Source organism: Roseixanthobacter finlandensis (assembly GCF_043195105.2).
GTDB lineage: Bacteria > Pseudomonadota > Alphaproteobacteria > Rhizobiales > Xanthobacteraceae > NCEH01.
Genome location: NZ_JBAFWO020000001.1, coordinates 51,127 through 65,655, shown reverse-complemented (window position 1 = coordinate 65,655; position 14,529 = coordinate 51,127). Strand labels below are relative to the sequence as shown.

Genomic DNA, 14,529 nt, shown 5'->3' with positions numbered 1-14,529 from the left:
TGATATCGATTAAGGTTTCCGGTGTTCCCCCCGGCCAGTGTTTGCGCTGGCAATGCAAGGGGATTTCGACATCGTGTCCGGAACGACAGATCGCAATATCGCCGCCCCTTCAGAGCAAGGTTCGAGGTCCCAGTCTGGCCGCGCGCCTCAGGAGCCATCTTGGCTCCGCTCGCATTGGGGCCTGCTTACGGGTCTTGCGGCGCTTATCATCGTCATCATGCTCCCGACCCCGGAGGGGCTGCCCGTCGCGGGCCAGCGCATGCTGGCGGTGCTGGCCTTCGCCGTGATCGTGTGGATGACGGAAGCGGTCGATTACGCCGTCTCGGCCCTGATCATCGCTGCCCTGATGGCGTTCCTGCTGGGGCTGTCCCCCTCTCAGACGAATCCTGACGTGCTGATGGGCACCAGCAGAGGGCTCGGCCTGGCCTTTGGCGGCTTCGCCAATACTGCGCTCGTTCTGGTCGCGGCGGCGCTGTTCCTCGCCGCCGCGATGACGATCACCGGGCTCGACAAGCGCATTGCCCTCGTCATCCTCTCGCGCACCGGCACCCGGAGCCGCGACGTCGTCATCGGCGCGATCATCGTGGGCATCGTCATGGCTTTTCTCGTGCCATCCACCACGGCCCGCGTGGCCAGCATCGTTCCCATCATGCTCGGCATCATCGCGGCGTTCGGCGTGAACAAGAACGGCGCCTTCGCCGGCATGCTGATGATCACCACGGTGAACACCGCCAGCATTTGGAATATCGGCATCAAAACGGCAGCCGCCCAAAACATGGTGGCCGTCGGCTTCATCGAGCGAACCCTGAACTACACCGTTACCTGGCTGGAATGGTTCGTCGCCGCTGCGCCCTTCGCCGTTATCATGACGGTGGTGCTTTATTTCGTCATGACGCGGATGATGAAGCCAGAGGTCGATGAAGTCCCGGGCGGACGGGCGGCGATCCGCAAATCGCTCGCCGAGCTCGGCCCCATGAAGACGGCAGAAAAGAAGCTGCTCACCCTGTCGCTCACCCTGCTCGCCTTCTGGTCGACGGAAGGGGTCCTGCATCCGTTCGACACCTCGTCGACGACGGTCGCCGCGGTAGCGCTGATGTTTGTGCCCGGCATCGGCATCATGACGTGGAAAGAGGCGCAGCCGCGGATCCCGTGGGGCACGGTCATCCTGTTCGGTATCGGCATCAGCCTCGGCACCGCGCTTCTCCAGACGGGCGGCGCGGTCTGGCTCGCCGGCATCGTGGTGGAGCGGTTCGGGCTCGCCGGCGGAACCTCTCTCTTCATCCTCGCCGTGCTCAGCCTGTTCCTTATCGTGATCCATCTCGGCTTCGCCAGCGCGACGGCACTCGCCTCTGCGATGATCCCCATCGTCATCGCCGTGCTGCAGAGCGTATCGACCCCCGGCATCAACATCATCGGCATGACCATACTGCTGCAGTTCGTCGTCAGCTTCGGCTTCATCCTCGTGGTGAACGCGCCGCAGAACATGGTGGCATACGGAACCGAGACCTTCGAGGCGAAGGACTTCGTGCGCACCGGCCTCGTGCTCACAGTGATCGCCTTCGCGCTCGTCATGCTGCTTGGCGCAACTTACTGGAAATGGATCGGATATGTCTAAGATCCGGCAGCACCCTGCTCCCAGTCTTGGCGGCAGACCTTTGACGTCGCGCGTGAAGGCACCCCGGATGCAGGAGATGATGAGATGAAACTGACGGACATTTCCGCACCTGACTATTTTCACAAAGTCGTGGACTGTCAGTGGGCCTGTCCGGCGCATACGCCGGTTCCCGAGTACATCCGTCTGATCGCGCAGGGCCGCTATACCGACGCATACATGATCAACTGGAGATCGAACGTCTTTCCGGGAATCCTCGGGCGCACCTGCGACCGGCCCTGCGAGCCGGCCTGCCGGCGCGGCCGGGTCGAGGAGGCGCCGGTGGCGATCTGCCGGCTCAAGCGGGTCGCGGCCGATTTCAAGGACGACATCCGCGACCGCCTCCCCGGGCCGACTGCCCACACGAACGGCAAGCGCGTCGCGCTGGTGGGCGCAGGTCCCGCCTCGCTGACGGTCGCGCGCGATCTTGCGCCGCTCGGATATGACTGCACCGTGTTCGACGGCAACCCCAAGGCCGGCGGCATGATACGCAGCCAGATCCCGAAATTCCGGCTGCCTGATTCCGTGATCGACGAGGAATGCGGCTATATCCTCGATCTCGGCGTCACCTTTCATTCCGGCAAGCGCATCGACAGCCTTAAGGCGCTGCTTTCGGAGGGTTATGATGCCGTGTTCATCGGCTCCGGCGCCCCCCGCGCCCGAGACCTTGACATCCCCGGCCGGAAAGAAGCGGCAGGCAGCGTCCACATCGGACTCGACTGGCTGGCGTCAGTGTCGTTCGGGCATGTGACAAGCACAGGCCGGCGTGTCGTCGTGATCGGCGGCGGCAACACCGCCATGGATTGCGGCCGCTCTGCCCGGCGCCTCGGCGGCGAGGAGGTCAGCGTCATCGTCCGCGAGGGCTTCGACGACATGCCGGCGGCAAGCTGGGAGAAGGAAGCGCTCCTCCACGAGGGGATCACCATCTCGGCCGATCTCGCGCCCAAAGCCTTCATCGTCGAGGGCGGTCGCCTGACGGGCCTGCTGGTCGAACCAGTCACGACCGTCACCGAAAACGGCCGCTCCACGTTCGTACCGACGGGCGAGCCGCCGCGGCAGATCGACTGCGACGAGGTCGTAATCGCAATCGGTCAGCAGAACGCCTTTCCATGGATCGAACGCGATATCGGAATCGACTTCGACAAATGGGACATGCCGGTCGTGGCGGAAACGACCTTCGCCTCGACCCACCCCAAGGTGTTCTTCGGGGGCGACGCGGCGCGGGGCCCGAAAAACATCATCAGCGCCGTCGCCCACGGCCACGACGCAGCGCTGTCGATCCACCGCCTGCTGTCAGGCGAGGACATCGGCGAACGCCTGTTACCCCATGTGCAGATCGAGAGCGAAAAGCTGGGCATCCACGAGTGGGCCTATGACAGCGAGGTCACGCTCGACCACCGCTTTCCGGTGCCCTCGCGCGATAACAAGACCGCGCTGAAGGACATCCGCACGGAGGTGGAACTCGGCTATGACCCGGCCCTGGCGCTCGCCGAGGCAGATCGCTGCCTCAACTGCGATGTCGAAACGGTGTTCAGCGGGCCGTCCTGCATCGAATGCGATTCCTGCGTCGACATCTGCCCGATGGACTGCATCACCTTCACCGAGAACGGCGAGGAGCAGGAGCTGCGCCTGCGGCTACGGGTGCCCGCGCTGAACCCGCTCCAGGATCTCTATGTCGCGGACGGGTTGAAGACCGGACGCGTCATGGTGAAGGACGAGGACCTTTGCCTGCATTGCGGATTGTGCGCCGAGCGCTGCCCGACCGGCGCCTGGAGCATGCAGAAATACTTCATCGACATGACCCATGCAGGTGACACATGCCCGACACGCTCGCGATAAGCCGCGTCAACGACTTCGTCGTCCGCTTTGCCAACACCAATGGATCGGGGTCCGCAAGCGCCAACGAGCTGTTCGCGCGGGCGGTGCTGCGAATGGGCGTGCCGGTCGCGGCGCGCAACATATTCCCATCGAACATCCAGGGCCTTCCGACCTGGTACGAGGTCCGCGTCTGCGAGGCCGGCTATCTGGGCGCACGCGGCGGAACCGATCTCGTGGTGGCGATGAACCCCCAGACCTTCGCCAAGGACCAGGCCGGGCTCGAACCGGGTGGATACCTGATCTACGATTCGACGCGTCCCGTTCAGAAATCCCAGTTCCGCGAGGATATAACCGTCCTCGGCGCTCCGCTGGGCGCAATCTGCAACAAGGAATACAACGACCCGCGGGAACGGCAGCTCTTCAAGAACATCATGTATATTGGTGTTCTCGCCGCGGTGCTCGAGATGGACACCGGTGAGATCGACACGCTTATCGGCCGGCAATTCGCGGGCAAGGAGCGCCTCATCGAGGCCAACGTCCGGGCCTTCCATCTCGGCCGTGACTGGGCGATCGAAAATCTCCCCTGTCCGATCGGCCTGCGCGTTCGGCGCGCGGACGCCGTCGGCGGGCGCATCTTCATCGACGGCAATTCCGCGACGGCGCTCGGCGCGGTGTTCGGCGGCGCTACGGTCTGCGCGTGGTATCCGATCACGCCCTCGACCTCGATCGCCGACGCCTTCTCCGCCTATTGCGCGCGCTTCCGGATCGATCCCGAGACCGGAAAGAAGCGCTACGCCATCATCCAGACAGAGGACGAGCTCGCTTCCAGTGGCATGGTGATCGGCGCCGCCTGGAACGGCGCGCGGGCCTTCGCGCCGACCTCCGGACCCGGCATCTCGCTGATGCAGGAGTTTCTCGGGCTAGCCTATTTCGCCGAGATCCCGGCCGTGATCATGGATGTGCAGCGCGGCGGCCCCTCGACGGGCATGCCGACGCGCACGCAGCAGTCCGACATCCTGCTCGCGGCTTATGCCTCGCACGGCGACACCAAGCATGTCCTGCTCTTCCCGGAGGGGCCGGCAGAGGCTTTCGAGTTCAGCGCCCTCTCCTTCGATCTCGCCGACCGGCTGCAGACGCCGGTCCTGCTCATGCTCGATCTCGACATCGGCATGAACCATCGGCTCTGTGCGCCGCTGCGCTGGGACGACGACCGGGTCTACGACCGCGGCAAGGTGATGACCGCAGCCGATCTCGACGCCGGCAAGGACTTCGGCCGTTATCTCGACGTCGACGGCGACGGCATTCCCTATCGTACCTACCCTGGCACCCATCCGCGCAAGGGCTCCTTCTTTACCCGCGGCACGACCCGGGACCGCTATGCACGCTATACTGAAGAGGGCGGCCCCTATGTCGACAACATGGAACGGCTGCTAAAGAAGTTCGAGACAGCAAAGGATCTCGTTCCCGGCCCCGTCATCACCCTGGCCAGCACCCCTTCGCGCTACGGGGTGATCTATTTCGGCTCGACATCTCCTGCCATGGACGAGGCAGTCGATCTGTTGGTGGCTGATGGCCATGCTCTCGACCGGATGCGGGTCAGGGCGTTTCCCTTCAACCGCGATGTCGACGCTTTCCTGCGCACACATGAGGCGGTGTTCGTGGTCGAGCAGAACCGCGACGCCCAGCTTCGCACGCTGATCATCACGGAATGCGGCGTCAATCCTGCGAAGCTGACGCCGGTGCTGCATTTCGACGGAACGCCGATCACCGCCCGATTCATCGCGGCCGCCATCGCCGCCCGTCTCGGCGAAGCCGCGAAGCAGAGCGAAAGGGCAGTCGCATGAGTTATCTCGCCAAGCCAAAATTCCATCACCCCGCACTGCCGGAAAACACGCTCGGCTATACGCGACGCGACTATGAGGGGGCGATTTCCACGCTGTGCGCGGGATGCGGCCACGATTCCATCACTGCTGCGATCGTCGAGGCATGCTTCGAGCTATCGATCGCACCGCACCGAGTGGCCAAGATCTCGGGCATCGGCTGCTCCTCGAAGACGCCGACCTATTTTCTGGGAAATTCCCACGGCTTCAACTCCGTGCACGGGCGCATGCCGTCGGTCCTGACCGGGGCCAGCCTTGCCAATCGCGACCTCATCTATCTCGGCGTGTCAGGCGATGGAGACAGCGCCTCGATCGGCCTTGGCCAGTTCGCGCATGCGCTGCGCCGCGGCGTCAACATGGTCTATATCGTCGAGAACAACGGCGTCTATGGCCTGACCAAGGGCCAGTTCTCCGCAACCGCCGATGATGGATCGACGTCCAAGCAGGGTGTCGTCAACATCGACAAGCCCATCGATCTTACCGCCCTGGCACTCCAGCTCGGCGCAAGCTACGTCGCCCGCTCGTTCTCCGGCGACAAGGCGCAGCTCGTCTCGCTCATCAAGGGCGCGATCGAGCACGAAGGCGCGGCCTTTGTCGACGTCATCTCGCCCTGCGTCGCCTTCAACAACCACGAGGGCTCCACCAAGAGTTATGACTATGTCCGCGAGCACAACATTGCGGTCAATCGGATAGACGTGATCGTCGGGCGCACGCCGATCACGGTCGACTACGAGCCCGGCAAGCTCGAATTGGTTCAACAGCACGACGGGTCCTGGCTCCGGCTGAGAAAGCTGAACGCCGAATACAGCGTGCACGATCGCCGCGCCGCAATAGACTTTCTGCTCGAACACGAGGCCAAGTCCGAGATCGTGACGGGCCTGCTCTATGTTGCAAGCGACAAGGATGAATTGCACGCCGATCTCAACACGACAGATACGCCCCTCAATGCGCTGTCGCAAAAGGAACTGTGCCCAGGCATGGCACGATTGGAGGAAATCAATGCAAGCCTTGGCTGAATGTCGCCTCTCGACGATGTTTCTGAGTTTATCGTAACTGAAACGGCGCCATGGCACTGGCGATGGGCGGGCGAGGAAGTATCAATGGACGACCGCGAGCGCCACGCTCCGCGGATTGCGCGAACAGTTGCCGGCTATTCGGTGGAAGAGGCAGGTCTCGACCACTCACGAACAGCACCTTACGACTGTCGTACGAGCATCGACCTGAATCGTGAGAGAGCGGCGGCAAGGAACACCGCCCCCAATGCGGTCATGACCATCAAATCCTTCCAGACGACATCGAGTCCCGCACCTCGATACAAGATCGACTGCGCAAATCTCACAAAGTGCGTCGAGGGCACCGCATACATGATGTCCTGCAGGATCGGAGGCATGCTCTCAAACGGCGTGAACGTGCCTGACAGCAGGAACATGACGACGAACACCGGGATCGCCAGCAGCGCGAACTGCGGCATCGAGTTCGCGATCGTCGCGAGCAAAATACCGAGCGACGTCACCGCGAAGAGATAGATGGCGGTTCCAGCCAGGAAAAGCTCGACAGAGCCGATGATCGGTATCTGCAGCACGAACTCTATGACAACGTGCAAAGAAAAGCCGGCTGCCAGGAGAATGATCAGACCGTTCGCCCAGATCTTCGCTGCGGCAATCTCACTCGGCCGGACCGGCATCACCAGCAAATGTTCAATGGTGCCGTGTTCTCGTTCGCGCATGACGGCTGCCCCGACGAGAATGATCCCGAGCATCGTTACGTTCATGATGATGTCCATGCTCGCATTGAAGCGGATCGCCTCAAGGTTCTGGTTGAACAAGGCGCGGATGACCGGCTCGATGGGAACGACTTCGCTCGTGCCGTGCTGATGCAGAAAGTTTGCCGCCTCGCGGGCGATGATTTCCTGGATATAGGCCGTTCCCACAGCGGCTTGGCTCACGGCCGTCGCGTCGACGTTGATTTGAATCGAGGGGCCACGATTTGCGAGGAGGTCCGCTTCGAGGCGGGGGGGTATCTCCAGGACAAACGTATATGACCCTTTGTCCAACAGCTCGTCGACTTCGGAACGGTCGATGTCGCGCGCTGGGCTGAAGTAAGGCGGCTGCAGCGCATCCTTGATGCGAGACGACAGTGTCGAACGGTCGGCGTCGACGACAGCGACGCTGGCATTGTTCACTTCGGTCTTGAGACCAGTGGCCATAGAATAAACGGCAACTGTAAAAACGTAGATGATCAGCCCGACCATCGCCACGTCACGCAGGACGCTCGCGATCTCTTTGAAACCCAGATAAAGTACGTTGAGGATCCATTGGCGCATCGCTACGAACCTTGCTTGCGGACGGCGAGGCGCGCCAGCAGGAGAAAGACGACCCCGAAGCCGAACAGCACGGCGATTTCGCGCACGAACGCATCGGCATCGAGCCCTTTCGCGAAGACGCCTAGGCTCACGGTCTGAAACCAGAATGCCGGAAAGCCGACCCCCATCGCGCGCGCCAAGCCTTCCAACGTCGAGGCCGGATAGAGGAACCCCGAATAGTGCGCCGTGGGGATTACGGTTAGAACGGCCGTCGCGAAGATCGCCGCGACTTGCGTCGAGACGAACGCGGATATCAGTAGTCCAAAGGCCGTTGCCGCGAACACGTACATGAGCGCTGCGAGAGAAAGGCCGATGAGAGACCCTTTGGCCACAACTCCAAAGAGCGCGCCGGCCAAGAGCACGAGACTGGCGAAGCTGACAAACCCAATCGCAATATAGGGCAATTGCTTGCCGATAAGATATTCGCCCACGGTCGCGGGCGAGGCATACACATTGGTGATGGACCCCATCTCCTTTTCACGCACGACACCAACGGCTGTCAGCATCGCGGGGATGAGGATCAGGAGAAGCATGATCGCGCCGGGCGTGATCGCGAAAACGCTGCGGAAATCCTGATTGTAGCGAAACCGGGGTTCCACATTGATCGGGAGGACCTGTGGAGCGCGGCCGTGCAGCTGGCGGTAGCGATCCGCGGCATAGGTTAGAACAGCGCCCTGGATATAGGCCCGTGCCGTCTCTGCAGGGAACGTCGCGCCACCGTCGAGCCAGAAGCTCACTTGCGGCTGGCGATCCTGCAGAAGGTCGCGACCGAAGCCGGGCGGAATATCGACGGCAAACCGCAGCTCGCCGGATCGGAGACGCCGATCAATCTCAAATTCGTCGTCCAGCCGCGTTTGTTCGACAAAATAACGGGATTGCGAAAACTGCTCCAGGAATAGCCGGCTCTCGTAGGACTGATCGCGATCAAGAACCGCATAATGGAGATTCTCGATGTCGAACGAAATGCCGTAGCCGAACCCGACCATAAGTACGAGCGGGCCGAGGAGCGCAAAGGCGAGCCGAATGCGATCCCGGAGGACTTCCACAGCCTCTCGCCGGGCAAAGGCCCAGACTCGGCGCAAAGAAGCCGACGACGACCTATGCGATGATTGGGATACCGACGATGTTCCCTTTTGGACATTATCCGGGGCACCGATCGGCTTTGGGGCAGCCGCCAATGAAGGCGCTTCCTTCATCACTTTGGACGCAGGCGGCGCTGACGCCTCCTCCAGATAGGCAACGAAAGCGCCCTCGAGAGTCGTGGTGCCACGAGCGACGCGAAGCTCCTCCGGGCTGCCGACGGACAAGACACGGCCCGCATGCATCAAGGATACGCGGTCGCACCGCTCGGCCTCGTTCATGAAGTGGGTCGATATGAAGATCGTTACACCGTCGCGGCGCGACATCTCGACGAGGAGGCGCCAGAACCTGTCGCGCGCTGCCGGATCGACGCCGGATGTGGGCTCGTCAAGGATCAATATTTCAGGCCGATGCAAACAGGCGGCGGCAAGCTGGAGCCGCTGACGCATCCCGAGCGGGAGCGACGCCGGCGAGGCGTCGGCAACGGCGTCGAGGTCGAAACGGGTAAGCGCCGCGGCGACGCGCAGCCTGAGTTCGCCCGAGGGAATGCGGAAGAGACGTCCGTGCAGCTCCAGATTCGCGCGGACGGAGATCTCTTCATAGAGCGAGAACGCTTGCGACATGTAGCCGATGCGCATTCTTGTTGCGATATCACGGGCGTCGATCGGTTTCCCCAGCAGCTCAGCTCGCCCTTCGCTCGCCGGCAGCAGTCCAGTGAGCATCTTCATCGTCGTCGTCTTGCCGCAGCCGTTCGACCCGAGAAACCCAAAAATCTCGCCGCGCCGGATGCGGAAACTGACATGATCGACGGCGGTGAAATCGCCGAAGCGCATGGTCAGGGCCTCTGCGACGATCGCCGGAGGCCCGCCGCTCTCCAGCAGCGGCGGGATTGCCAATGCCGCCTGATCGCCGCGCCGTTCGGGGCGCTGTAGCGCGACATAGGCCTCCTCCAGCGTACGCGTCGCGGTCCGATCAAGTAGCCCCGCCATGTCGCCGGCGGCGATGACCTTGCCCTCGTCGATCGCTATGATGTGGTCGAAACGCGCGGCCTCCTCCATATAGGCGGTCGCCACCAGAAGTGTCATGCCGGGGCGCTCAGCACGGATCCGTTCGATCAACTCCCAGAACTGACGCCGTGACAGGGGATCGACGCCGGTCGTCGGCTCGTCGAGGATCAAGAGGTCCGGATCGTGGATCAGCGCGCAGCACAGGCCGAGCTTCTGCTTCATCCCGCCCGAGAGCTTGCCGGCGAGGCGGTCCGGGAATGGGTCGAGCCCCGTGGCGGTCAGCAGGCCCGCGATGCGTGAGCGACGTTCGTTCTCGCTCTGGCCATAGAGGCGCCCGAAGAAATCGATGTTCTCGACCACCGAGAGCGTCGGATAGAGGTTGCGGCCGAGGCCTTGCGGCATATAGGCGATGCGCGGCGCGACGATGTCACGGTGAGAGCTCGATGCCATGTTGCCGGAGAGGGCCGTCACGGTTCCGGACTGGATGCGCTTGACGCCGGCGATCAGGCCAAGGAGAGTCGACTTTCCGACGCCATCGGGGCCGATGAAGGCCGCCGTCGATCCGGAGGCGATCGATAGGCTGACGCCGTCAATCGCAACGGTGTCACCGTAGCGGTGATGGACCGAATCGACTCGAACGGCCGGCTCGGCATCAGCGGACATCCGGAAGCCTCGGCGTCAGATTCGTCGGCCACGCCGCTCCGGCCTGGACCTTGACGTAGGCGTTGCCGGTCATGCCGGCTTTGACGTAAGCGCGATAGGTCTCGATGAGCTTCGGATCGATGTGCAGCTTGACGCGGTACATCAGCTTCTCGCGCTCGTTCGCGGTCTCGACATATTTCGGCGTGAACTGCGCTTCCGAGGCAACGAAGGCGACTGTTGCGGGAACGACGTAGCCGGGCGTACCATCCAGCATGATACGGGCATCCGACCCGAGTTCGACGCTGCCGACCTGGCTCGTCGGCAGGAAGATCGTCATGTGGACGTCGGAAAGGTCGAGAAGGGTGAGTACCCGCCCGCCGACAGCTACGACCTCCCCGGCCTGTGCAAGACGATACTCGACGCGACCCGATACCGGCGCTTTCAGCGTCATGTCCGCAATTGCGGCTTCGATCTGGCTGACCTGGGCCTCAGCCGCCTCGACGGCCGCCTTAGCGTCCTCGATGGCGACTTTCGCGCTATCCAGCGAGGCCTTTGAAATATCCCTTTGCGCCGTGCGGCGATCAAGTTCCGCTTGCGTCGCCGTATTCGTGCGCATCAGTTCGACGATGCGCCGGAGCTCGACTTCGGCAAGCTTCAACTCTGCCGAGCGGAGAGCCACATTGGACTCGGCGATGGCCACACCCTGGTGGCTGCGGTGCACGGCAGCTCTGGCTGCCGCGAGTTGCGCAAGAATTTCGGTCGTGTCGATGCGGGCGAGGATGCCATCCTTCTGAACATCGGCGCCCTCGTTGACGCGCACTTCGGCGAGGCGGCCCGCGTACTTGGTAGCGATGTCGACGCGTTCGACTTCGATCCGGCCATTTGCCCGGGCCAGTCCCGCGGGGACGCGGGTCGCCTGTTGCCTCCACCAATAGGCATAGCCGGCAGCCCCGGCGGCCGCGAGGATGACGACGGCAATGATCGGAGCAATACGCACATTCTCATCCATGTTAGGCGAGTAGTCGGCGCCATCGTGGAAACGACTTCAGCCAACCCTGGGGAGAGCGGTTTCTGGATGCGCGATTGACCCCCTTCGGCGTATCGCAGCGATGCAATTCGAAATGCCGCCAAATGAGACAAGCGGAACACTGAGTCTGAAGGGGTCGTCAGCTCCGGGAGCGATGCGCGACCCAAGGATGCCGATCCTTAATCGAGATTAAAGATGGCTGACCGGGCCATCGCCTAAGTTTGAAAATCAGGAAATGAGAGTGCGGGTGCGGCATGGGGCGACAGCGCCCGCAATGGCGCCATCTATCGTCGTGCCCGCAAGCAGGAGTCACCGGAATGAGCACCACGTCTGCCGACCAGACCAAGACGACCTCCGAGCATTCGGTCCCAAATGCCTCTTCCTGCTGCGATGGCCATGCCGGCGCAGAGGCCGCGGAGAAAGCGAATGCTCATGGCTCCTGCGGCAATCACGAAAATGCTGCGGCGCCCGACACGGTCGCGCCCGCTGGCGAACTGGACAAGTCAGTCTCCAGTGCTGGTCATCACCCGAAGAAGACCGGCTCCTGCGGCGGCAGTTGACAGCGCGATCCGTGAAAAAGGCGGGTGGTTCGTGGTGGGCATCCGCTCCGATTTCGACAGGAGACGCCGGTTGTGACGACCACAACAATTGACGTGGAGCAATTCTTCGATGTGCTCGATCCGCTCGTGGTCGAGAAGCGCCTGCGTCGATTGCCCGGTGTCACCTCCGCCGCCGTCAACTTCGCGTCCGGCACGGCTACGGTCGGCTTCGACGAGACACGTACCAGCCTGGAGACCATCCAGGCCGAGGTGATCGCCTGCGGCTTCCATTGCCGCGGCGAGGTGGTTCCGAGGCACCAATGCGTGCCAAACGAGACGACCGTGCCGCCGGCGCATCCGGCGGCGCCGCATCGTCATGGCGCCGGTCACGCGGGCCACGGGGCGCATCCTGCCTCTGGGACGCCGGGTAAGGCGATGCCGATCTCGCACGATGCCATGGCCCATGAGATGGGTCATGGCGCGGGAATGGACATGCAGGGCATGGTCCGGGACATGCGCAACCGGTTCTGGGTCGCGTTGATTTTCTCCGTGCCGATATTTCTGCTGCAGCCGATGGGCATGGATTTCCTGCGCATCGATCCGCCATTCGGCCTCGATCGCGAGATCCTCCTTTTCGTTCTCGCGAGCGCCGCGATCCTCTATCCGAGTTGGCCCTTCGTCGTCGCGGCGATCCGCGCGCTGCGCAACGGCGTGCTCAACATGGCGGTATTGGTGCTGCTCAGTGTCGGCACGGGCTACCTGTTCAGCGTCGGCTCGACCTTTTTCTTCAAAGGCCAGCAGTTCTACGAGGCTGTTGCCGTTCTGTTGGTGTTCATTCTGCTCGGACACTGGCTTGAGATGCGGGCACGAGCTGGCGCGTCGGAGGCAATCCGTCAGCTCATGGACCTCGCGCCGCCCAAGGCCACGGTGCTCAGGAGCGGTGCCGAGATCGAGATCCCGACCGCCGAGGTCCTACTGGGCGATACGGTCATTCTGCGTCCCGGCAACAAAATCCCTGTGGACGGCGAGGTTTTCGAAGGTCGCTCCGACGTCGATGAATCGATGTTGACGGGCGAGTCGATGCCGGTCTCGAAGAAGCCGGGCGACATGGTCATCGGAGCCACCATCAACAAGAGTGGCAGCTTGCGCTACAAGGCGACGAAGGTGGGTGCCGACACGGCCCTCGCCCAAATCGTCAAGCTCGTCCAGGAAGCGCAGAATTCCAAGGCGCCGGCGCAGCTTCTCGCCGATCGGGCCTCGCAATGGCTTGTGCTCGCGGCGATCCTGATCGGTCTCGTCACCTTCGCGGTCTGGTATTTCTGGATCGGTCAGACCCTCCTCTTCGCGCTGACGCTGACCATCACCGTCTTTGTCATCGCCTGTCCCGATGCGCTGGGGCTCGCCACGCCGATGGCGGTGATGGTGGGAACCGGGCTCGGCGCGATGAACGGCATCCTGTTCAAGAACGCGTCCGCGCTGGAGGATGCGACCAAGCTCGACGTCATCGTTTTCGACAAGACCGGCACGCTGACCATGGGTCAGCCGCGCGTGGTCGACGTGATCGCGGCAGGCCAGGCGTCGCCCGATGAGGTGCTGCGCATCGCGGCCGCGGTCGAGCACGGTTCGGATCATCCGCTCGCGCTGGCGATCATCGAACGCGCTGAAGGGCTCACTGTGCCGGACGCGCAGTCCTTCCTCAATCTCGAGGGGAAAGGCGCCCGCGCCGAGATCGAGGGTCAGACGACGTTTCTCGGCAACCGTCGGCTCATGGACGAGGAAAAGATCGGCCTTGACGAACTCGCCGATGCGGCGGAGCAGTTGAAGGGCGCCGGCCGAACCGTGGTTCATGTCGCCCGTGGCGGCCGCCTTCTCGGCATCGTCGCGATCGCCGACGCACCGCGCCCGACCGCCCAGGCGACCGTAGCCAAGCTGCGCGAGCGTGGCGTCCAAGTCGCCATGCTGACCGGCGACAACGCCGGCACGGCGAAGCGAATCGCCGCAACTCTCGGCATTGATATGGTGCTGGCGGATGTACTGCCGGGCCAGAAGGCGGCGAAGATTCAGGAACTGCAGGCACAAGGCCACAAGGTCGGGATGGTCGGCGACGGCGTCAACGACGCTCCGGCACTCACCCAGGCCGATGTGGGGTTCGCCATCGGTGCGGGGACGGACGTCGCCATCGAGAGCGCCGACGTCGTGCTGATGAAGAGCGATCCGTACGACATCGTCGGCGCCATCGAGCTCTCCCGCGCAACCCTGCGCAAGATGCACCAGAACCTGTGGTGGGCCGTGGCCTACAATGTCATCGCCTTCCCGCTCGCAGCGGGCGTGCTCTACCCAATGCTGCTGAGCCCCGAAATCGCCGCTCTCGCCATGTCGGGCAGCTCGGCTCTGGTGGCGATCAACGCCCTGATGCTCAAGCGCACACGGCTGGCCGGCATCACGCGCGGCAGCAGAGTCCAAAGTGGTTCAACGGAAACCGCAGTCGAGGCGGCGGCGTGATCGCGGCAAGTTCTTTCCAAC

General features: G+C 63.0%; 9 protein-coding genes. 6 read left to right on the top strand and 3 right to left on the bottom strand.

The features are described 5' to 3' along the window. The first annotated feature begins 52 nt into the window (after positions 1 to 52). The 4 genes from V5G24_RS25030 to V5G24_RS25015 all read left to right on the top strand — a co-directional run bounded on the left by V5G24_RS25030 (position 53) and on the right by V5G24_RS25015 (position 6,365). A complete protein-coding gene (locus V5G24_RS25030; protein ID WP_509210865.1) occupies positions 53 to 1,615 on the top strand; it encodes a DASS family sodium-coupled anion symporter in 1,563 nt (520 codons plus the stop codon). Between the two features lie 84 nt (positions 1,616 to 1,699). After that, the gene (locus tag V5G24_RS25025; protein WP_394085322.1) at positions 1,700 to 3,490 is read left to right on the top strand and encodes an FAD-dependent oxidoreductase; all 1,791 of its coding nucleotides are present in this window, start codon (positions 1,700 to 1,702) and stop codon (positions 3,488 to 3,490) included. Then, positions 3,469 to 5,313, top strand: a complete 1,845-nt coding sequence (locus V5G24_RS25020; protein WP_298307265.1) for a 2-oxoacid:acceptor oxidoreductase subunit alpha — start codon at positions 3,469 to 3,471, stop codon at positions 5,311 to 5,313. The genes V5G24_RS25025 and V5G24_RS25020 overlap by 22 nt, the downstream gene beginning before the upstream one ends. Continuing rightward, complete coding sequence (locus V5G24_RS25015) at positions 5,310 to 6,365, top strand: 2-oxoacid:ferredoxin oxidoreductase subunit beta (RefSeq protein ID WP_298307262.1); 1,056 nt, start codon at positions 5,310 to 5,312, stop codon at positions 6,363 to 6,365. Before V5G24_RS25020 ends, V5G24_RS25015 begins: the two co-directional genes overlap by 4 nt. Positions 6,366 to 6,544: 179 nt before the next feature. Here V5G24_RS25015 and V5G24_RS25010 read toward each other — a convergent pair whose 3' ends face one another. Genes V5G24_RS25010 through V5G24_RS25000 form a run of 3 tightly spaced genes read right to left on the bottom strand, consistent with a single transcriptional unit; the run spans position 6,545 to position 11,449 of the window. Then, entirely contained in the window at positions 6,545 to 7,672 is a 1,128-nt protein-coding gene (locus V5G24_RS25010; RefSeq protein WP_213375327.1) for an ABC transporter permease, read from the bottom strand. A gap of 2 nt (positions 7,673 to 7,674) precedes the next feature. Continuing rightward, positions 7,675 to 10,461 carry a ribosome-associated ATPase/putative transporter RbbA gene (rbbA, locus tag V5G24_RS25005; protein ID WP_394085323.1) on the bottom strand — a complete coding sequence of 929 codons (2,787 nt, stop codon included), beginning with the start codon at positions 10,459 to 10,461 and terminating at the stop codon, positions 7,675 to 7,677. Continuing rightward, positions 10,451 to 11,449 carry an HlyD family secretion protein gene (locus V5G24_RS25000; RefSeq protein ID WP_394085324.1) on the bottom strand — a complete coding sequence of 333 codons (999 nt, stop codon included), beginning with the start codon at positions 11,447 to 11,449 and terminating at the stop codon, positions 10,451 to 10,453. The genes rbbA and V5G24_RS25000 overlap by 11 nt, the downstream gene beginning before the upstream one ends. Positions 11,450 to 11,784: 335 nt before the next feature. Here V5G24_RS25000 and V5G24_RS24995 point away from each other — a divergent pair, with 335 nt between their 5' ends. Together V5G24_RS24995 and V5G24_RS24990 are read left to right on the top strand one after the other, a co-directional pair. Then, positions 11,785 to 12,027 carry a hypothetical protein gene (locus V5G24_RS24995; RefSeq protein WP_394085325.1) on the top strand — a complete coding sequence of 81 codons (243 nt, stop codon included), beginning with the start codon at positions 11,785 to 11,787 and terminating at the stop codon, positions 12,025 to 12,027. Between the two features lie 72 nt (positions 12,028 to 12,099). Beyond that, complete coding sequence (locus tag V5G24_RS24990; RefSeq protein WP_394085326.1) at positions 12,100 to 14,508, top strand: heavy metal translocating P-type ATPase; 2,409 nt, start codon at positions 12,100 to 12,102, stop codon at positions 14,506 to 14,508. Positions 14,509 to 14,529 lie beyond the last annotated feature (21 nt).

What these genes read in the sequence shown, in the direction of transcription:
- V5G24_RS25020 (WP_298307265.1), top strand. Translation starts at nt 3,469, where the DNA reads ATGCCCGACACGCTCGCGATAAGCCGCGTCAACGACTTCGTCGTCCGC.
- V5G24_RS25000 (WP_394085324.1), bottom strand. Translation starts at nt 11,449, where the DNA reads ATGGATGAGAATGTGCGTATTGCTCCGATCATTGCCGTCGTCATCCTC.
- rbbA (WP_394085323.1), bottom strand. Translation starts at nt 10,461, where the DNA reads ATGTCCGCTGATGCCGAGCCGGCCGTTCGAGTCGATTCGGTCCATCAC.
- V5G24_RS25025 (WP_394085322.1), top strand. Translation starts at nt 1,700, where the DNA reads ATGAAACTGACGGACATTTCCGCACCTGACTATTTTCACAAAGTCGTG.
- V5G24_RS25010 (WP_213375327.1), bottom strand. Translation starts at nt 7,672, where the DNA reads ATGCGCCAATGGATCCTCAACGTACTTTATCTGGGTTTCAAAGAGATC.
- V5G24_RS25015 (WP_298307262.1), top strand. Translation starts at nt 5,310, where the DNA reads ATGAGTTATCTCGCCAAGCCAAAATTCCATCACCCCGCACTGCCGGAA.
- V5G24_RS25030 (WP_509210865.1), top strand. Translation starts at nt 53, where the DNA reads ATGCAAGGGGATTTCGACATCGTGTCCGGAACGACAGATCGCAATATC.
- V5G24_RS24995 (WP_394085325.1), top strand. Translation starts at nt 11,785, where the DNA reads ATGAGCACCACGTCTGCCGACCAGACCAAGACGACCTCCGAGCATTCG.